Raw genomic sequence first — 19,024 nt, 5'->3', positions numbered from 1 at the left:
TTTTAACTCACGACTATTTACGTTTTCTTTTTCTAACGCCTTTACTGGCGCTCGATTTTTTGGCTGGTTTTTTCTCATCTTTTTTCTTTTTGACCACCGGGCGCTTATCCCCCTTTTTAAGCGGCTTACCCGACTTCTCTGCACGACGCTTGGCGCGACTGGAACCTTCCACCAACTCAAGATCAATTTTCTTATCATCTAAACTGACGCGAGCAACCTGTACCTTAACAGAATCACCCAGCTGGAAACTGGTGCCGGTACGCTCACCAATTAAGCGCTGCTTAACAGGATCAAAATGATAATAGTCACTGGCCAGCGCACTAACATGCACCAAACCTTCAACATAGACATCCACCAAATCCACAAACAAACCAAACCCGGTGACTGCCGAAATAACCCCATCAAAGGTATCACCAACGCGGTCTTGTAAATATTCGCACTTTAACCAAGCCACAACTTCACGAGTAGCATCATCGGCTCGGCGCTCAGTCATTGAGCACTGCTCACCCAATACCAATAAGTCAGGCATTTCATAGGGGTAAATAGCTTTCTTAGGCAAGACAGTTGCACCATCAACACGTTTAACCTTCTTGCTTTCCATATTGCTGCGTACAATATGACGAATAGCACGATGCACTAACAAATCAGGGTAACGACGAATCGGTGAAGTAAAATGGCCATAGGCATCGTAGTTCAAACCGAAGTGCCCAAGATTTTCTGGTTGATAAACCGCCTGGCGCAAAGAACGCAACATCATCGTTTGTATAATATGCGCATCGGGGCGATCACCTAACTGCGATAACAGCACCTGATAATCATCTGGCCCCGGCTTATTGCCACCGGGTAAATCCATCGCCAATTCACCCAAAAATTTTCTTAAGGCTTCCAGCTTTTCTTCCGTTGGGCCTTCGTGTACCCGGAACAAAGCCGGTACATTGTGTTTTTCCAAAAACTTGGCCGCGGCAACATTCGCCGCCAACATACATTCCTCAATTAATTTATGGGCATCATTACGCACCACCGGAATAATTTCGGAAATTTTTCGGTCCTTACCGAAAACCATACGGGTTTCCGTGGTTTCAAAATCAATAGCGCCACGCTTGCTGCGAGCTATCCGTAATGTTTTATACAGGTTGTGAAGGTTTTCGAGATGCGGCACAACTTTTTTATATTCAATGCGCAGCGGTTTGCTATCCGGGTTTTTATTATCAAGAATCGCACCTACTTTGTTATAGGTAAGTCGCGCATGGGAGTGCATCACCCCTTCGTAAAACTTATAACCGCTGATTTTTCCCGCCTTGCTAATGGTCATTTCGCAGACCATGCATAAGCGGTCCACCTTGGGCTTTAACGAACATAAACCGTTAGACAAAGCCTCGGGTAACATCGGTACAACCTGCTCAGGAAAATATACAGAATTGCCTCGCAATGTTGCCTCTTGATCAAGAGCACTACCTACCTGAACATAATGAGAGACATCAGCAATCGCCACCCATAAACGCCAACCACCTAACAGCTTCGACTCACAGTACACTGCATCATCGAAATCGCGAGCATCTTCGCCATCAATAGTGACAAAAGGCAACTTACGTAAATCGACCCGATTCAGTTTGTCTTCTTCCAAAGGCTCCGCCGATAAAGCTAACGCTTCGCGCTCTGCTTCTTCCGGCCAAACATAAGGAATATTATGTGTGCGAATGGCCACATCAATTTCCATCCCCGGCGCCATATGCTCACCAAGCACTTCAAGCACCCGCCCCGTAGGCGGCTTACGCCAACCCGGCTGACTGGTGATTTCTACCATCACATATTGCTCAACTTCAGCATCACCGACCGCTTCACGGGGAATAATAATGTCATGATTAATCTTGGCATTATCCGGCGCGACAAACACCACACCGTTTTCATCAAATAGACGACCTACCAACTGCTGGGTGTTGCGGTGAATCACCTCAACAATCACCCCTTCAAGCTTACCGCGGTGATCGTAGCCTGCACTGCGACAGATAACCTCATCGCCATCAAATACGGTGTTCATCTGGCGGCTATTCAGGTATAAATCATCACCGCCCTCTTGAGGTATCAAAAAACCATAACCATCCCGATGTGCCGATACCCTGCCCCGTACCAGGTCCATTTTATCAACCAGGCCATAAGCCCCTTTGCGGTTACGCATCAGCTGGCCATCACGCTCCATCGCCTTTAGGCGACGGCGGAGCGCCTCAACATCCTGGTAGTCTTTAAGCTCCAGCGCTTTGGTGAGCTGATTACGGTTAAGCGGCCCTTCGGCCTGCTCAAGAAATTCCATAATAAATTCACGACTGGGTATGGGCTGCTCGTATTTCTGCGCTTCACGATCAGCATGAGGGTCTTTATCGGTTAGGCGTTTTGCCATGGGAAGGGGTAAATCCGTTGATTATTGGGTATTTGTTACGTCTATTATACGCAACTATCTAATTAACGGGTCTTTTATTGACAAAAGGAGGGCTCGGGAGTAAATTGCGCGCCTCAGCTACAGGGGCATCCCAGCCCCCAACGCACTGCCCAGGTGGTGAAATTGGTAGACGACGTGCAGGATGCACTAGTGTCGCGAGAGGCAGGAGCCGGTAGCGACCCCGCGTAGCATGTCGTAACGCGGTATAAAAAAGGCATGCTCTTTAAATCAGGCACAATGCTTGTTTAAAGCCCAGGTGGTGAAATTGGTAGACACGCTAGCTTCAGGTGCTAGTGGGGGCAACCCCGTGGAGGTTCAAGTCCTCTCCTGGGCACCATTATTCCTTTGTTATCCTCAGTTCTATTTATCAAACATGTGAATCTCTTGCGATTTAAATAAACAGATCACCCATCTCACATTTTAATTACTTGCAGATCGTATTCAATGTATCGAGCTTCACGTTGCCATTGTTGTTCTCTATTTTATTGAGTGTCACATTACCGGTGTTGTTTTCTATCTTATTCAGGGTGGATTGACTGATACCTGGTATTTTTGCGAACGCTCTGTTCTTAAAGAAGGAGAAACAAGACTAACTAACTTAGGGACAGAAATTGAAAAAGATTACAATCGGAACCTGAAGCCCTAAGGATCACAGTATTATGACGACTCATCATCAACTTCCATTTCGCTTAAATCATCCAAAACATCAGCCGATATAATAATTTTGTACTTCTTCCGAAACTTAACAACCGTCGGGTCAAAATTATCCCTAACATCCTGATAATTTTCGGTTAACCATGTCTTCGCTAAATTAACCTCTTCAGACAACCGGTTTTCAACAACAGAGAAATCCTGCTTAAGCTGTTCGCAGTCAGATAAAAAGTGCCGCCAGCGAATTTTTAATTCATCCAGCTGTGCTTCCTGCCCTCCGGCTTCAATTCACTGACCCAAGCGTGATAATTAGCATCCGCAGCAATCAGCGCCTTTTGGGCGGCTAACATGATTTTTGTTTTATTGCGGAGGTTATTGATTGATGTGATCATGATGATTTCCTTATCCTCTTTTAACATTCGCTCTTACAAGCTCAATTAAAATTCCGTTTTAAATGATGGTGCAAAGATAATGACCTGCGCAAAAGAACACAATAGCAAATGAGAAAAATCTGGCTAGCTCCCAAGGTTCGCTCTCACTCAACGACTTGCTCTAACCAGCTAATATTGACATAATCAATGCCAATACATAACAATCAATACCCTTTGTCGATAGCGCTTACTCCTCGAGGGTCAAAAGACTAAACTGGAACCCATCAATGGCTGAATTTTATCTGGTCAGACACGGACAAGCCTCTCTCGGGTCAAACAATTATGATCAGCTTTCCCCTATGGGTGTAGAACAAGCAGAAATTCTGGGGCGACATTTTGCGCAGCGCGGCATCACTTTTGATGAGCTGTTTACCGGCACGCAATTACGCCACCAGCAAACAGCCGATGGCATTCTCAAGGGAATTGACCTGGATCTGCCGACCACCCGGGTGGACGGTTTGAATGAATATGATTTTGAATCGTTGACTGCGGCATATATTGAACAGAGCGCAGCTCTCAAGGGGAAAGGCGAGATCGATAAGAAAGCCGCCTACCAGCTATTAAAACCAGCCCTGCTCGCCTGGTGCCAGAATCAATTACAGGGTGAACTGGAAGAAAACTGGGATAATTTTATCGCCCGGGTCAACAACGCCCTTGGCACCATTCAACAATCCAGTTCACGTCGCATTCTGGTGGTAAGCTCTGGCGGCCCGATCAGCGCCATTACCCATCAGGTTCTGCAGGCACCAGCCAATATGGCTATTGAGCTTAACCTGCAAATAAGAAACACCAGTTTCAGCCAGTTTTTCTTTAACTCTGAAAATACCAGACTCGCCAGCTTTAACAATCTGGCCCACCTGGAACACCCCGATCATCAACATATGATCACCTACGCCTAACCCACTTCGAGAAAAATTATGAGCCAATCCGTTCACGACTTCGATACCGATCGCCTTTGTCAATATCTGGAAACACAGATCGAGGATTTCTCTGGCCCATTGACCGCTGAAAAATTTGCCGGTGGCCAATCCAACCCTACGTTCCTGTTGACGACCCCAGGCAAACAATACGTACTGCGTCGCAAGCCACCGGGTAAGCTGTTAAAGTCGGCACACGCTGTGGATCGTGAATACGCTGTGCTTCAGGCACTGAAAGATACCGATGTACCTGTAGCCCATCCCTACTGCCTGTGCGAAGACGACGATGTGATTGGCAGCATGTTCTACATCATGAGTTTTGAAAAGGGACGCATCCTTTGGGACCCCGCTCTGCCAGAGCTGACCAAGGAAGATCGCAAACCCATGTATATGGAGCTGATCCGCGTATTGGCGGCCATGCACGACGTTGATGTGAATAAAGTGGGGCTGGGCGATTACGGTAAACCCGGCAACTACTTTGAACGCCAGTACAGCCGCTGGACCAAACAATACCGCGCAGCAGAAACCCACACCGTTGAAACCATGGAGCGATTAATGGATTGGCTGGCGGCACATATCCCCGAGGACGATGGCCAAGTCAGCCTGATCCACGGCGACTACCGACTGGACAATATCATGTTCCAAGCTGACGAACCCCGCGCCATTGCCGTGCTCGATTGGGAGCTTTCCACTTTAGGTCACCCGATGGCAGATCTCGCCTATTTCTGTATGTGCTTGCGACTACCCAGAATTGGTCAGGTGAAAGGATTGCTGGGGCTGGATTTGGAACAGGAAGGTCTGCCGGATGAACAAACTGTTATCGACTACTATTGCCAGCTACGGAACATCGACGCTATAGAACACTGGAATTTCTATCTGGCGTTCAGCTTTTTCCGTCTGGCGTCTATTTGCCAGGGTGTCTATAAGCGGGCATTGGACGGCAACGCCTCCAACGAACAAGCCCTGGAAACCGGCAAACTTGCCGAGGCACTTTCTGGTTTCGCCGTACAACTGATTGACTAAAAGGAACAATAATTTTGAAAGCGATTGTCTGTGAAGAATTTGCACCCCTGGATCAACTCAAATACACCGATGTACCGGAGCCGACACCGCAAGAGAATGAAGTGGTGGTTGATATTAAGGCCGCCGGCGTTAACTTCCCGGACGGTCTTTTGGTTCAGGGCCTCTATCAGGTAAAGCCGCCCTTACCTTTTATTCCCGGCATGGAATTTTCCGGTGTTGTGGCAGAACAGGGAGCTGATGCGAAGGTTCTTGCTACCGGCACCCGGGTGCTGGGGCTCTCCACGGGTACCGGAGCTTTTGCAGAGAAGATTGCCTGCAATCCCAAAACACTGGTACCGATACCCGACACCATGTCTCACACCGATGCCGCTAATTTGCTCTGCGCCCACGGCACTGCCCATCACGCATTGAAGCAGCGCGGTCAGCTAAAAGCCGGTGAAACACTACTGGTATTAGGTGCCGCCGGTGGCACCGGTATTGCCGCGGTACAAATTGGTAAGGCCATGGGGGCCAACGTTATTGCCGCCTGTTCCAGTGCCGAAAAACTCGCCATTGCGAAAGAGAATGGTGCTGACGAGTTAATTAATTACAGCGACCAGGATCTGAAAAGCACGGTAAAAGAACTGACGGGGGGTAAAGGGGTTGATGTCGTTTACGACCCTGTCGGTGGCGAGGCCTTTGATTCCTGCTCTCGCTCCATGGCCCGAAACGGACGTCTGCTGGTGATTGGTTTTGCCAGCGGCACTATTCCCAAACTCCCAATCAACCTGACTTTGGTCAAAGAGTACAGTGTGGTTGGCGTTTACTGGGGTAGCTTTACCCAGCATGAGCCCGCCGTATTTGCTGAAAATATGAAAGAGCTGATGCGGTGGTACTCTGAAGATAAAGTCAGGCTGGTCACCGATCGTGAGTTTCCACTATCCGAAACCAGCGCCGCACTGGCCAAAGTTATGAACCGCGATGTTAAAGGTAAGCTGGTATTAATTCCTTAATGGTGTGGTACCGCACTTTTTATTAATGGACTTCTCCAACTCTGCAACTATTTCATCCTGTCGCCTGGATGTAACCGGTTCACCGTTTTCGGTAAAGTATTCCTTTCGCTGAACTCGTCCACTCACCACTTTCGCGGTGGTATAACCCTTCAACTGATTGCGCATCCTGTCGCAGTCAGCTTGTAGTTCTTTACGCTTTAAAGCAGCGGCCTCCCGGTTCTGCTTTTGTTGTTTTCGCTGCTCATCCTTTTTTCTCAGGAAGTCTCTCTGGGCCTGTATTTGTTCTTCAGGTATTCCCTCCCCGGGCACATAGTTTTGTTGTAATTCCACCTTTTCACTGGCCTGGCTTGTTTCATCATCTTTTGGCTTGTCACCAAAGTGCACCTTGCCGTCTTCATCTACCCACTTATAAATTTCAGCAAAGACCGGACTTGCCGGTAGTAAAAAAATAAGCAGCCAACAGAAAAACCCTTTGCTCAATGAATGTAATCGCTTCATCAACTACTCCTTTAACGCTTCTCTGATAAAAACAGTGAGAGATAGTGCCCTAACTGATTATCGCCACCTATTATGACACCAGATTAATCGTAATTGCGCAGATCAACGTTGTCTGAGTTTTTAATTTTGCCATCATCTTCTCCGCCACTGTTAATTTAACTGGATTAACAGTTATACTCAAAAAACGATTAACAACCAGCATCTTATGTAATTTAACTACATGCGATCCATGACCTATGATCAATGACCCATGACTTATGACGATACTGACACACCTTAAGCAATCCCTGCCCTCCCTCAGTAAGGCTGAGTCACGTATTGGCGAAGCGATTTTGGCAGACCCGGAGGCAGCGGTGAATAGCACCACGGCGGATCTGGCGCGATTGGCACAGGTCAGTGACCCAATGATCTCACGGTTTTGCAAAACATTGGGTTGTACCAGTTTTCCTGAGTTTAAAGTGCAACTGGCCAGGAGCTTAGTCAGCAATAGCTCATTTATCAGTGAGGCTGTATCAACAGGGGATAGTGCAGCCAGTTATATAGAAAAACGTATTAACGCCAATCAGGCTGCCCTGGAATATCTTCGGGGAAATTTACCAACCGAAGCTATTGAGCAAGCCGTTGCAGCCCTGGGCCAGGCCAAGCGGATTGAAATTTTTGGTATGGGTGGCGCAGCTGCAATTGCCAAGGATGCCCAGCATAAGCTGTTTCGCTTAGGCACCCCCACTATCGCCTATGAAGATCACCTGATGCAGCGGATGGCTGCTGCCGCGGCCAATGAAGAAACAGCCATTTTGCTATTTTCATTTACCGGTCGCACCGAGTCGATGATAGAGGTGGCCAGGATTGCCCGGCAGAGCAAAGCGAAAGTCATTGCGATTACCCACCCCCAATCCCCACTGGGGGAGCTGGCGGATATCACCATAACATCGGGCAACGAACTGGAAGACACCACGATTTATGTACCTATGACAACCCGCATTATTATCCTGACTATTATTGATATTTTGGCCACCGGGTTAGCGCTGCAAAAGGGACCCGCGGTTGACCAGCAATTAAAGACCATCAAGCACAGTCTGGAAGATACCAAGATTAGCTAATTCTGCGCACCGTTGACTTAACGTTGCCAGCAAAATGCCCTACAATCGACCATGCAGGATAGATCAGGATTGGATAAGCCTAAGCAATAGCGCACACAGGGAATAATCATTTAATGCACAACAAGCTTCAAGCTAAACTCTTGCTGAATTCCACGCTTGAGAATCTGGACAATTATAAACTCAGTCCTGTACCTGACAATTATCGGCTGTGGTTTGAATATGCCGCCGGCTCTATTGATCAGCTTAATAACGATATTGACACTATGATCATCCAACAAAAGGCGATCAATGAGGCTGTCTGTCAAAAATTATTTATTCAGCATATTGCCAGCCACGACCAACGAGATATTGACGACACCCGTATTGCTATTGGTGACATGCTCAATGTTATGGTTGGTCATCTAAAAGAGTGGGACTCCTCATCCAATCAATTTAGTGACAAGCTCAACGAATGTATTAGAAAGCTGGATAACAATCCCTCTATTGGAGAAGTAAAAGAAATTGTCACTACAGTGACAGATCAAGCCAGGCAAGCGCACAATGTAAATTCCAATATTCAAACAACCTTACATAATTTGTCCGATGAAATTTCAACACTGCGCCAAGATGTTAATCGTTTGGGCAATGATGCGCTGACTGATTCGTTAACCCAAATTATTAATCGCCGCGGCTATGACGTAGCACTAAAAAATGCCACAGAAAAAGCGACCGAAGAAGGCAGTAGTTGTGCGCTGGTGGTTTTGGATATTGATGATTTCAAACGCATCAATGATACCTTTGGCCACCAGATTGGCGATAAGATTTTAAAATTTATTGCTTCAACATTAGGAAAAAACGTTAGAGGCAATGATATCCTCGCCCGTTACGGCGGCGAAGAGTTTGCGATTATTCTTCCCGACACCAATTTTGAAGGCGCTATGCGTGTCGCAGAAAACTTACGTAAAGCTGTAGTGGCCAGGCAATTAACGACAGGGTCCAACGGCAAAGTGATTGGACGCATCACAGCATCCTTTGGTGTATCTTGCTTCCGTCATGGAGAAGATCTTGATGACTTTTTTGACCGGGTTGATAAGTTGATGTACACAGCCAAGCAACAGGGTAAAGATCAGGTGATAGGTGATAGGTGATAGGTGATAGGTGAGCCGACCTAACAAGATGTCATCCCCGCGCAGGCGGGGATCCAGACTGCATGATTATGCTGTTATTTCCGCTTTAGCGGAAATCTACAGCACTGGGTTCCCGCATTCGCGGGAACGACGGGGGTTTATTTAATCAAAGGTATGGCGTAATACGATAGTTTCTACGCGGTCAGGTCCGGTAGAGATAATATCAATTGGCGCTCCCACCAACTCTTCCAGGCGCTTAATATAAGCGCGAGCCGCTTCAGGAATTTCTTCCAGGGTTTTAGCGCCTAAGGTTGATTCACTCCAACCCGGTAACTCTTCATAGACTGGCACTAAATCCTCGTAGTCATCTGCGTCAACCGGCATGGGTGCCGCGTTGCCATTAGCATCCTGGTAAGACGTACACACTTTAATGGTCTCCAAACCGTCAAGAACATCCAGCTTGGTCAAACAAATACCGGAAATACTATTAATACGAACCGCTTGGCGTAACGCCACCGCATCAAACCAGCCACAGCGACGGGGGCGACCTGTAGTCGCGCCAAACTCGTGGCCTTTTTCTGCCAGGTGCGCACCTACATCATCAAATAATTCTGTGGGGAAAGGGCCAGAACCTACACGCGTGGTGTAAGCCTTGGTGATACCCAGAACATAATCCAAATACAATGGACCGAAGCCACTACCAGTAGCAGTACCACCAGCGGTGGTATTAGAAGAAGTTACAAAAGGGTAAGTACCGTGATCAATATCCAGCAAAGAACCCTGGGCACCTTCAAATAAAATATTTTTTCCGTCTTCGCGGGAATCGTGCAAGATACCAGTTACATCGGCAATCATTGGCTTTAATTGCTTAGCCATTTCCATTGCTTCGTCATAAACTTTTTGATAATCCACCGCATCAGTTTTGTAATATTCTGTCAGCTGGAAGTTATGTAACTCCATCACTTCTTTTAGTTTGCTGGCAAAACGCTCTGGGTGTAACAAGTCACCCAAACGCACACCACGACGGGCTACTTTATCTTCATAGGCTGGACCAATACCGCGACCAGTGGTACCAATTTTTGCTTCACCACGGGCTAATTCACGAGCCTGGTCCAGAGCAATATGGTAATCAAGAATTAATGGGCAGGCGGGACTTAAACGTAAACGCTCTCGAACAGGAACACCCTTTTCTTCCAGCTCACCAATTTCTTTTAGCAAAGCTTCAGGGCATAGCACCACACCATTACCAATTAGACATTGCACTTCATCGCGCAAAACACCTGAAGGAATAAGGTGTAAAACCGTTTTTTCACCGTTGATAACCAAGGTGTGCCCGGCGTTATGGCCGCCTTGAAAACGGGCTACTAAATCGGCTTGATCCGTCAACAGGTCAACGATCTTACCTTTACCTTCATCGCCCCACTGGGTGCCTAATATGACTACATTTTTACTCATTACTTCACTCATTACTTTAATTTAAGGTTGTTCTGGATTACATGTTTCCAAAACTAATAATTAACAGTCAGCCACTGGCCATTTTGTAATTGCAGATAGCGATTACAATCAGGGGCTGAGGTTTGCCCGGACAAAGCGCAAACCACCCGCTCGCCTTCGGCTCTTAATGTTTGTACCGTTTGCCATAATGACAAACTGTCTGCTGCGGATAGTGTGCTGCTGTCGGGAGCAAAAATACTCTCAACTACTTGCACGCTATCATCAGCGGATAAATAACTTAGCAGTGCTTTTAAGTCGGTATTAAAACCGGTAGCTGGCCTGGCACGACCAAACACTTCGCCGATATCATCATAGCGACCACCATTGGCAACAGCCTGGCCATGCCCGGGAGCTAAGGCAGCAAACACTAAACCGGTGTGGTAGTGATAACCGCGTAATTCGCTTAAATCAAAATAGAGATTAACGCCGGGCATTCTGGCGGCAATCTGGTCTGCCACATTGGCCAGATCATCAATCGCTTGGGCGACTTCTACTGGCGCGTTAGCTAATTCGGTTTTGGCCCGATCAAGTACTGAGCGATCACCATTTAACTGGCTAAGTGCGCGCATCATATCGGCCAGCGCAGGATCGTTAATGCCATTGGCAATCGCCGCTTCAATATCAACGCTGGATTTGCGCTGCAGGGCATCGGATAACTGCTGCTCGGTATCATCATCTAATTCCGCCTGTGCTACCAGAGCGCGGTAAATACTGACATGGCCAAGGTCCAGGGTAATCTGCTCGACACTGGCGGCCCGCAAGGTTTCCAGCATCAGGCTGATAACTTCAATATCAGCACCAATGGTGGCATCGCCATAGAGTTCTGCGCCCAGTTGTATGGGGGAACGGGAAGCCATCAGGGATTTGGGTTTGGTGTGCAGTACGCTGCCGGCATAACAAAGACGCACCGGACCTTCACGGTTCAGGCTATGGGCATCAATACGGGCTGTCTGCGGGGTGATATCGGCGCGAATACCCATAGTACGACCACTGAGCTGGTCTACCACTTTAAAGGTCTGGATATCGATATCATGCTCAAGGCCCACCAACAGGGACTCGGTAAATTCAATCAGCGGGGGGATTACCAACTCATAGCCCCAGCTATCATAGAGGTCGAGTAACTTGCGGCGCAGGGCTTCTACCTGCGCAGCCTGTTCAGGCAGCAGTTCTTCAACGCCATCGGGTAACAACCAACGATCAGCAATGGTCATATTCAATCCAGGAAAGTGAAAGATCATCAAGCACAAAAAAACCGCGCAATATCATGATTTTGGCTTGTAACTCATGACGCTGCTCGGTTTGCGGGATTCTAACACATTTTTCGTAAGTTTTGGCTACTCTACCCACGTCATTCCCGCGCAGGCGGGAATCCAGTGCTGTAGTGTTCCGCTTTAGCGGAAATAGCAGCATGCAGGCTGGGTCCCCGCCTCCGCGGGGACGACAAAGTGGGAGGCTTAGCGGCCAGCTTTACTATCGTTCAGGTACTTAAAGAAGTCACTCTGGGGATCAACCAGCATAATATCGCCCTTATCCTTAAAGGATGAGCGATAGGCATTCAAGCTACGCACAAAGGCATAGAACTCAGGGTCTTTGCTGTAGGCTGCGGCGTAGGTCGCTGCGGCCTGGGCATCGCCCTCACCTCGGAGTAACTCGGCTTCACTATAGGCAGTAGCTTCAATGATGGTCTTTTCACGTTCAGCTGATGAACGGATCTTTTCAGCTTCCTCAAGACCCTCGGAACGCAGTTCGCGGGCTTCTTTTTCCCGTTCAGCCTGCATCCGGCGGAATACCGCATCGCTAACCTCAGGGGGTAGATCAATACGCTTAACCCGGACATCAACCACTTCAACACCTAACGACTCCTTAACACGCTCGTTCAGGCCGTCTTTGATATCCTTCATCAGAATGTCACGTTCACCAGACACCACCTCATTCAGGGTACGGGTACCAAACTCATTCCGCAGGCCATCGTTAACACGCTTGGCTAAACGGTTCATGGCCTGAGCTTCGTTACCACCAGTGGCCTTATAGTAGGTATCTACATCGGCGATACGCCATTTGGCAAAAGAATCAACGATGAGACGTTTTTTCTGTACCGTCAGGAAGCTTTCTGGCTGGGCATCCAGAGTCATCACCCGGGCATCAAACTTGCGAATATCATCCGCCAAAGGCATTTTGATATGCAGGCCTGGCTTAATATCAGTATCAATCAAACGACCAAAACGTAATTTAACCGCACGTTCGGTTTCTTTAACCACATAGAGACTGCTGTCAGCAATAATGACTGCCAAAAACACTAATATAAATACAGGAATTAATCGATTCATTAACGTGTCCCCCTGCTGCGGTTGGCCGATTGATCACGGCGCAGCTTTTTAATCACTTCATCGGCGATATCACTGATATTCATACCAGACACAGTCGGTGCAACATCTGACTCGTTGCGCTGCTGAACCAGTTTATCCAGTGGTAGATACATCATATTATTGCCGCCCTCGATATCGACCAGCACTTTTGAGCTTTTGCTCATCACGTCCTGAACCGCATCGAGGTATAAACGCTCGCGGGTAACTTCCGGGGCTTTTTTATATTCGGTCAACAGGTTTTCAAAACGGGTGGCTTCACCCTTGGCTTCAACGATGACCTTAGCTTTATAACCACTGGCCTCTTCGATAATACGCTGAGCTTTACCGCGAGACTCCGGAATAATACCGTTGGAATAAGCCTGGGCTTCGTTAATCAAACGCTCCTGGTCTTCCCGGGCTTTGATAACATCATCGTAAGCTTCTTTCACTTCCGTCGGTGGCTTGGCTTCCTGGATATTGATCTTAACCACTTGAATACCGGTGCCATAGCTATCGAGATATTCCTGCAAGCGAACTTGTACATCAACACCAATTTGCTCACGACCCACGGAAACAACATCATCCAATCGACTGCTGCCCACTACATGGCGCAGGGCACTGTCACTGGCCTGCTGTAAACTCAGCTCAGGATTTTTAACATTCAGTACAAAGGCTTTGGGATCGGCAATGTTGTATTGCACCGTCAAAGGCAACTCAACAATATTTTCATCTTTGGTCAGCATCAAGCCACGGGAAGGATATTGACGTTCCTCTGTGATATTGACGATAAACTTATTATCGACCAAGGGTGGATTCCAGTGCAGGCCTGGGCCCAGGGTATCCATATATTTACCAAAGCGCAGGACTACGGCACGGTCTTTTTCATCGACCTGGTAGATACCCATGGCACCCCAGATAATCGCGATAATACCGAGCACCAGCACGATAAAGCTGCCGCTGATATCAGCGCTACCTGAACCGCCACCGCTGCCGGAGCCGCCGCCACCAAACATGCCGTTAAGCTTGTCCTGTAGCTTCTTGAACGCTTCGTCCAAGTCTGGCGGGCCATCGTTGCGGTTGCCGCCATTGTTATTGTTGTTGCTATTCCAGGGGTCTTTATTATCGCCCCCACCCGGTTCATTCCAGGCCATTGTACTCTCCCATTACTAAGGTAAAAGTTTATAAATCGTTATTTGCCTGACTATCGGTCACGGTAGCCAGGGTAGTTGCGATGCAGTCTATCAAATTTCCAGAGCCTGCGTCGCCTTTAGTTGCCTGTTTGGCCTTTAGCCATGGTTGCCAGCAGCACTTCAGGGTCTAACTGTTGGGCGCTGACAATACGGCAAAAGTCCGACTTGGGCAGGCGCACTTCTAATTGGCTTAAGCCCTGATCGTCATAGTTTTCTACAACGACCGCATTTTGCTCATAAAACGCCGCTCTTAAACGGCCTTGATCAGCCTGCAAGGTAAGCTCGCCATGCACAAGGTCATCACCCAACCATTCGGCCAAGGCCTCGGTTAATAACGGGATGCCCCTGGACTGCTGGGCTGATAGCCAAACCCGCCTTGGAATTCCGTCCTGATCATAATCAATACGCGGCTCAGCCTCTAATAAGTCAATTTTATTGAAGACTTCCAACCGGGGGATGGTGTCTGCCCCAATCTCTTTCAACACGATTTCGACCTGGGCAATATTGTCAGCGCGCTCTTCATCGGCGCAATCAATTACATGCACTAACAGGTCTGACTGGGCTGCCTCTTCAAGGGTGGCGCGAAAGGCCTCTACCAGCTTGTGGGGCAAATGCCGGATAAAGCCCACCGTATCTGCCAATACAATGGGGCCAAAATCTGAAATTGAAATCCTTCTGAGAGTAGGATCAAGGGTGGCAAATAATTGGTCGGCGGCATAAACCTCGGAATCGGTCATGCTATTAAACAGGGTGGATTTACCCGCATTGGTATATCCCACCAGTGAAACGGTAGGGATTGCTGCACGGCTGCGCGCCCTTCTGCCCTGGTCACGCTGGCATCTAACCTTGTCCAGACGCTTGGTAATGGATTTGATCCGTGCGCGCAGTAAGCGGCGGTCAGTTTCCAGCTGAGTTTCACCCGGCCCTCTTAAGCCGATACCCCCCTTCTGCCGCTCAAGGTGAGTCCAGCCGCGTACTAATCGCGTCGACATATGTTGTAGCTGGGCCAACTCCACCTGCAATTTACCCTCATGGGTACGGGCACGCTGGGCAAAGATATCCAGAATCAAACCGGTGCGGTCAAGCACCCGACATTTCAGCTCGGCTTCTAAATTGCGTTCTTGGCTAGGGGATAAAGCATGATTAAACAGAACAATTTCGGCATTTTGCAAACTGACTTGCGTGCGAATTTCTTCCAGCTTGCCGGAACCAACAAAATAACGTGGGGTAGGTGATGTGCGCTGGCCGCCAATTAAAACCACCGGGTCAGCACCCGCCGATAGGACTAGCTCCTCAAACTCCCGAGGATCTTCACGCTCTGACTCATGACGAAGGTCAAGGTGAACAAGCACTGCCCGCTCACCTGTATCGGGACGTTCAAAAAACAACGTTTAGTCTCAAATAGCGCCGCTGGTTGCTTTTAGCTATCGCCATCTTGATCAGGCATTGGCATGCGCACTACCCGCGAAGGTACCACGGTAGAGATAGCATGCTTATAAACCATCTGGCTCACGGTGTTTTTTAATAGCACGACAAACTGGTCAAAGGACTCGATCTGCCCTTGCAGCTTGATGCCGTTAACGAGGTAAATAGAAACTGGAACCCGCTCTTTACGTAACACATTCAAATAAGGGTCTTGTAACGTATGCCCTTTTGACATGGTATTTCTCCTTAAAAGCCCAAATGGGGCCAAAAATAATAATAATAAATGAGACCTAAATTTTTTCTTTGCTTCTAATCATTTGCTTTTATTACTGGATATCAGCTGACGCTAGCTATACGGCAAATCAGTGCTTAAAGATCTTTAGCAGTGCAAGTATAGCCCAAATCATAGCCTTAGGTAGTCAAAGGACTAAGATATTTCAACGCCATTGCCAATGGTGGCTGGCCCTGCAAACCAGAAACCTGAACGGCTGTTTGCTCACTACTGACTAGCAACCCTTGCTCATCGGTATGCAGCCAGTGCAAATCTTCCCAGCCATTGAGCCAGGTGAACTGACGTTTAGCCAATTGCCTGGTAGCAATAATGCCACGCTCAACCATAGCGGGATGGTCCAGCTCGCCATCAAGATACTGCCACATCTGCCGGTAGCCAACCGCCCGCATAGAGGGCAAATCCAGATGCAGGTCCTCGCGCTGGCGCAATGCTGTGACCTCCTTTTCAAAGCCTTGTTCCAACATTAGGTGAAATCTTTTTTCGATACGACGGTGCAGGATGGTTCTATCGAGAGGCGCTATCGCTAATTGGATAACATCATAAGGCAAGATAGTCTGTTGATAGCCCGGCTGTTGTTGTTGCTCTTGATGGCGCTGGTGGTGCTCGGTCATGGTCATACCGGAGGCGCGATAGACTTCAAGGGCACGCTCAATCCGCTGGGAGTGATTGGGATGGATTCGGGCAGCGGACTCTGGATCAACCTCATCCAGCTGGGCATGTACATAGGGCCAGCCATGCTGCTTGGCCTCTTGTTCAATACCTTCGCGAATACTGGTATCGGCTTCCGGCATTTCTGCCATACCCTCAATCAGGGCTTTGAAATACAGCATGGTGCCACCCACTAGCAAAGGGATATTACCCCGCGCTGTAATCTCCGCCATTTCACGCAAGGCATCAGCCCGAAAGTCCGCAGCGGAATAGCTTTCGGCAACATCGAGAATATTAATTAAACGGTGAGGAGCCCGTGTTAACTCCTCCGCTGAAGGCTTGGCAGAACCTATATCCATATCCCGGTAAATCAGCGCCGAATCTACACTGATAATTTCACAGGATAATTGCTGGCAGAGTTGAATCGCCAAGTCAGTTTTACCTGAGGCAGTAGGTCCCATTAAAAAGATAGCCGGGGGCAAAGCGGTGCTAGTCATTGCTGCCTATTCGTTAAAGACTGTCGTTGTAACGCCTGGTAAAAGCACGGCGATTTAATAGCTGTGTCAAGGTCACTACTCTTATTAAAGCTCTTAACAAGGCGTAACTCAAGCTCACTAAAGCAAGCTGTTAGGTCACTGTCCCCGAAGGAATAATTTGTCTAGCTCGTCTAAAGACATCTGGGTCCAGGTGGGGCGACCATGATTGCATTGGCCGCTACGCTCGGTCTCTTCCATATCACGAAGCAAAGCATTCATTTCCGGAATGGTTAAACGGCGGTTAGCGCGGATGGAACCATGACAGGCCATGGTGGAGAGAATCTCGTTAATATGAGATTGGATACGATCACTACTGCCATGCTCAATAAGGTCAGACAAGACATCTCGTACTAATTGTTCAACATCACTGCTTTGTAAAATAATCGGTATTTCTCGAATCATTAGTGTTTCTGGCCCGGCACGCTCTAATCCAAGACCTAAAGTAACAAAAACCTCTGCATGCTGATCAACATAATCGGCTTCGCGCTGACTGACAGCCATTGACTCTGGCACAAGTAACGGTTGCGTCTGGATGCCCTCGCCTTCCCGGGAGTTTTTCATCCGCTCGTAGGTAATCCTTTCATGGGCGGCATGCATATCAACCAGTACTAAGCCCTGTTCGTTTTCTGCAAGAATATAAATACCTTTTAGCTGTGCTAATGCATAGCCCAGGGGAGGAATTTCTCCGTCTTCATCTGGAGGTATAGGTACTGGCGCAGAAGGCACTGTACCACGGTCATTGCCACTGGCTTTCCCGCCGCTGTACAGTGAGCTATAACTACTGAGCTGCTCCTGCACTTGCTGAGGCGATGGCCGGTCAGCTCCTGCAGGCCGCAGAGCAATCGTTTCTTGTTGCTGAAATTCTCCGCCACTAATCCCGGTGGCGGGAGCTGCTGTAGTATTCATCACCGTAGGCGCCAATTGATCTTCCGGACGCACATCCGCCAACAAACGATGCAAACTTCGAAATAGAAAGTCATGTACTGTACGACCATCACGAAAACGAACTTCGTGTTTGGTTGGATGCACATTAACATCAACAATAGAAGGATCTAATTCAAGATATAAAACAAACGCCGGATGACGACCATGAAATAACACATCGCGGTAAGCCTGGCGCACAGCATGGCTCACTAATTTATCGCGGATCACTCGGCCATTAACAAAGAAGTGTTGCAGGTCACCCTGACTGCGAGAAAATGTTGGCAAAGCAACCCACCCCCATAAACGCAAGCCCGCCGCCTCGGTATCGATATGCAACGCATTTTGCATAAAGGCAGGACCACAAACTGAAGCCACTCTGCGCTCGCGTTCCAACTGGCTACTACAGGGCTTTAAAGAATGAATCGCTTTGCCGTTATGATTTAAATGAAAACCCACATCAAAGCGACTCAGGGATTGCCGCTTAATCACTTCTTCCAAATGACCAAATTCAGTTTTTTCTGTGCGTAGGAATTTTCGGCGGGCGGGAGTATTAAAAAATAAGTCTCGCACTTCTACCGTGGTACCTTTGGGATGTGGAGCCGGACTGACTTCCACTTCCATATCCCGACCTTCAGACTGCGCCTTCCAGCCCGCGCCCTTTTCTTCTGTATTCGACAACATCGTTAACCGCGACACCGAACTAATACTGGCCAAAGCCTCACCCCGAAAACCCAAGGTGCCAACATTCTCTAAATCTTCTAACTCAATAATTTTACTAGTGGCATGACGGCTTAAGGCCAAAGGCATATCTTCCTGTTCAATACCTCCACCATTATCACGCACGCGCATTAACTTAACGCCACCGGCTTCGATATCGACATCAATGCGTGTTGCACCGGCATCCATACTATTTTCTACCAACTCTTTAATAACAGAGGCAGGGCGTTCTACCACTTCACCAGCGGCAATTTGGTTAGCCAGTCTTGGACTAAGCAGTTTTATTTGTGACATAGAACCT

At 48.2% G+C, this 19,024-nt stretch carries 17 protein-coding genes and 1 tRNA gene; 6 read left to right on the top strand and 12 right to left on the bottom strand.

Features of this window, described 5'->3' with window-relative positions:
* Positions 1-13 precede the first annotated feature (13 nt).
* A complete protein-coding gene (rnr, locus tag P8H32_RS02565; RefSeq protein WP_301088394.1) occupies positions 14-2,395 on the bottom strand; it encodes a ribonuclease R in 2,382 nt (793 codons plus the stop codon).
* Between the two features lie 289 nt (positions 2,396-2,684).
* Between rnr and P8H32_RS02560 the strand changes: the two genes are divergently transcribed.
* A tRNA-Leu gene (locus P8H32_RS02560) sits at positions 2,685-2,771 on the top strand.
* A gap of 562 nt (positions 2,772-3,333) precedes the next feature.
* Here the strand turns inward: P8H32_RS02560 and P8H32_RS02555 are convergent.
* The gene (locus P8H32_RS02555) at positions 3,334-3,504 is read right to left on the bottom strand and encodes a hypothetical protein (RefSeq protein ID WP_301088393.1); all 171 of its coding nucleotides are present in this window, start codon (positions 3,502-3,504) and stop codon (positions 3,334-3,336) included.
* A 239-nt stretch (positions 3,505-3,743) separates the two neighbouring features.
* Here P8H32_RS02555 and P8H32_RS02550 point away from each other — a divergent pair, with 239 nt between their 5' ends.
* The 3 genes from P8H32_RS02550 to P8H32_RS02540 are packed head-to-tail and all read left to right on the top strand — an operon-like array spanning position 3,744 to position 6,448.
* Positions 3,744-4,415, top strand: a complete 672-nt coding sequence (locus P8H32_RS02550; protein ID WP_297290828.1) for a histidine phosphatase family protein — start codon at positions 3,744-3,746, stop codon at positions 4,413-4,415.
* Positions 4,416-4,433: 18 nt separating this feature from the next.
* A complete protein-coding gene (locus P8H32_RS02545) occupies positions 4,434-5,456 on the top strand; it encodes a phosphotransferase (protein ID WP_301088392.1) in 1,023 nt (340 codons plus the stop codon).
* A gap of 14 nt (positions 5,457-5,470) precedes the next feature.
* Positions 5,471-6,448, top strand: coding sequence for an NADPH:quinone oxidoreductase family protein (locus tag P8H32_RS02540; protein WP_301088391.1), 978 nt, complete (start codon positions 5,471-5,473; stop codon positions 6,446-6,448).
* Here the strand turns inward: P8H32_RS02540 and P8H32_RS02535 are convergent.
* Entirely contained in the window at positions 6,437-6,946 is a 510-nt protein-coding gene (locus P8H32_RS02535; RefSeq protein ID WP_297290825.1) for a DUF4124 domain-containing protein, read from the bottom strand. The two genes, P8H32_RS02540 and P8H32_RS02535, sit on opposite strands and share 12 nt — an antisense overlap.
* Positions 6,947-7,203: 257 nt before the next feature.
* On the opposite strand from P8H32_RS02535, the gene hexR reads away from it, so the two are divergent.
* Both hexR and P8H32_RS02525 read left to right on the top strand, forming a co-directional pair.
* A complete protein-coding gene (hexR, locus tag P8H32_RS02530) occupies positions 7,204-8,046 on the top strand; it encodes a transcriptional regulator HexR (RefSeq protein WP_297290824.1) in 843 nt (280 codons plus the stop codon).
* Positions 8,047-8,159: 113 nt separating this feature from the next.
* Positions 8,160-9,173, top strand: coding sequence for a GGDEF domain-containing protein (locus P8H32_RS02525; RefSeq protein WP_301088390.1), 1,014 nt, complete (start codon positions 8,160-8,162; stop codon positions 9,171-9,173).
* 141 nt (positions 9,174-9,314) lie between these two features.
* Here P8H32_RS02525 and P8H32_RS02520 read toward each other — a convergent pair whose 3' ends face one another.
* From P8H32_RS02520 to mutL, 9 genes are all read right to left on the bottom strand, one after another.
* Positions 9,315-10,607, bottom strand: coding sequence for an adenylosuccinate synthase (locus P8H32_RS02520; RefSeq protein ID WP_297290822.1), 1,293 nt, complete (start codon positions 10,605-10,607; stop codon positions 9,315-9,317).
* Positions 10,608-10,660: 53 nt separating this feature from the next.
* Positions 10,661-11,857: an ATP phosphoribosyltransferase regulatory subunit gene (locus tag P8H32_RS02515; protein ID WP_301088389.1), complete on the bottom strand. Its 1,197-nt coding sequence runs from the start codon at positions 11,855-11,857 to the stop codon at positions 10,661-10,663.
* Positions 11,844-12,056: a hypothetical protein gene (locus tag P8H32_RS02510; RefSeq protein ID WP_301088388.1), complete on the bottom strand. Its 213-nt coding sequence runs from the start codon at positions 12,054-12,056 to the stop codon at positions 11,844-11,846. Before P8H32_RS02510 ends, P8H32_RS02515 begins: the two co-directional genes overlap by 14 nt.
* Before the next feature lie 44 nt (positions 12,057-12,100).
* Positions 12,101-12,973, bottom strand: a complete 873-nt coding sequence (hflC, locus tag P8H32_RS02505; RefSeq protein ID WP_297290819.1) for a protease modulator HflC — start codon at positions 12,971-12,973, stop codon at positions 12,101-12,103.
* Complete coding sequence (hflK, locus tag P8H32_RS02500; RefSeq protein WP_297290818.1) at positions 12,973-14,142, bottom strand: FtsH protease activity modulator HflK; 1,170 nt, start codon at positions 14,140-14,142, stop codon at positions 12,973-12,975. Before hflK ends, hflC begins: the two co-directional genes overlap by 1 nt.
* Positions 14,143-14,258: 116 nt before the next feature.
* The gene (gene hflX, locus P8H32_RS02495; protein WP_297290817.1) at positions 14,259-15,569 is read right to left on the bottom strand and encodes a ribosome rescue GTPase HflX; all 1,311 of its coding nucleotides are present in this window, start codon (positions 15,567-15,569) and stop codon (positions 14,259-14,261) included.
* Positions 15,570-15,601: 32 nt separating this feature from the next.
* Positions 15,602-15,841, bottom strand: coding sequence for an RNA chaperone Hfq (hfq, locus tag P8H32_RS02490; protein ID WP_085758504.1), 240 nt, complete (start codon positions 15,839-15,841; stop codon positions 15,602-15,604).
* Between the two features lie 176 nt (positions 15,842-16,017).
* Positions 16,018-17,043: a tRNA (adenosine(37)-N6)-dimethylallyltransferase MiaA gene (gene miaA / locus P8H32_RS02485; protein ID WP_301088387.1), complete on the bottom strand. Its 1,026-nt coding sequence runs from the start codon at positions 17,041-17,043 to the stop codon at positions 16,018-16,020.
* 135 nt (positions 17,044-17,178) lie between these two features.
* Complete coding sequence (gene mutL / locus P8H32_RS02480) at positions 17,179-19,017, bottom strand: DNA mismatch repair endonuclease MutL (protein ID WP_297290815.1); 1,839 nt, start codon at positions 19,015-19,017, stop codon at positions 17,179-17,181.
* Positions 19,018-19,024: the final 7 nt, after the last annotated feature.

The sequence above is a fragment of the Oceanicoccus sp. genome, from assembly GCF_029238675.1.
Taxonomy (GTDB): domain Bacteria; phylum Pseudomonadota; class Gammaproteobacteria; order Pseudomonadales; family Dasaniaceae; genus Oceanicoccus.
The sequence above is the reverse complement of the archived record's forward strand: the minus strand, read 5'-3'. Positions and strand labels throughout refer to the sequence as shown.

What these genes read in the sequence shown, in the direction of transcription:
- P8H32_RS02515 (WP_301088389.1), bottom strand. Translation starts at nt 11,857, where the DNA reads ATGACCATTGCTGATCGTTGGTTGTTACCCGATGGCGTTGAAGAACTG.
- mutL (WP_297290815.1), bottom strand. Translation starts at nt 19,017, where the DNA reads ATGTCACAAATAAAACTGCTTAGTCCAAGACTGGCTAACCAAATTGCC.
- hexR (WP_297290824.1), top strand. Translation starts at nt 7,204, where the DNA reads ATGACGATACTGACACACCTTAAGCAATCCCTGCCCTCCCTCAGTAAG.
- P8H32_RS02525 (WP_301088390.1), top strand. Translation starts at nt 8,160, where the DNA reads ATGCACAACAAGCTTCAAGCTAAACTCTTGCTGAATTCCACGCTTGAG.
- P8H32_RS02545 (WP_301088392.1), top strand. Translation starts at nt 4,434, where the DNA reads ATGAGCCAATCCGTTCACGACTTCGATACCGATCGCCTTTGTCAATAT.
- P8H32_RS02555 (WP_301088393.1), bottom strand. Translation starts at nt 3,504, where the DNA reads ATGTTAAAAGAGGATAAGGAAATCATCATGATCACATCAATCAATAAC.
- hflC (WP_297290819.1), bottom strand. Translation starts at nt 12,973, where the DNA reads ATGAATCGATTAATTCCTGTATTTATATTAGTGTTTTTGGCAGTCATT.
- P8H32_RS02510 (WP_301088388.1), bottom strand. Translation starts at nt 12,056, where the DNA reads ATGCTGCTATTTCCGCTAAAGCGGAACACTACAGCACTGGATTCCCGC.
- P8H32_RS02520 (WP_297290822.1), bottom strand. Translation starts at nt 10,607, where the DNA reads ATGAGTAAAAATGTAGTCATATTAGGCACCCAGTGGGGCGATGAAGGT.
- hfq (WP_085758504.1), bottom strand. Translation starts at nt 15,841, where the DNA reads ATGTCAAAAGGGCATACGTTACAAGACCCTTATTTGAATGTGTTACGT.
- P8H32_RS02550 (WP_297290828.1), top strand. Translation starts at nt 3,744, where the DNA reads ATGGCTGAATTTTATCTGGTCAGACACGGACAAGCCTCTCTCGGGTCA.
- rnr (WP_301088394.1), bottom strand. Translation starts at nt 2,395, where the DNA reads ATGGCAAAACGCCTAACCGATAAAGACCCTCATGCTGATCGTGAAGCG.
- P8H32_RS02535 (WP_297290825.1), bottom strand. Translation starts at nt 6,946, where the DNA reads ATGAAGCGATTACATTCATTGAGCAAAGGGTTTTTCTGTTGGCTGCTT.
- miaA (WP_301088387.1), bottom strand. Translation starts at nt 17,043, where the DNA reads ATGACTAGCACCGCTTTGCCCCCGGCTATCTTTTTAATGGGACCTACT.
- hflK (WP_297290818.1), bottom strand. Translation starts at nt 14,142, where the DNA reads ATGGCCTGGAATGAACCGGGTGGGGGCGATAATAAAGACCCCTGGAAT.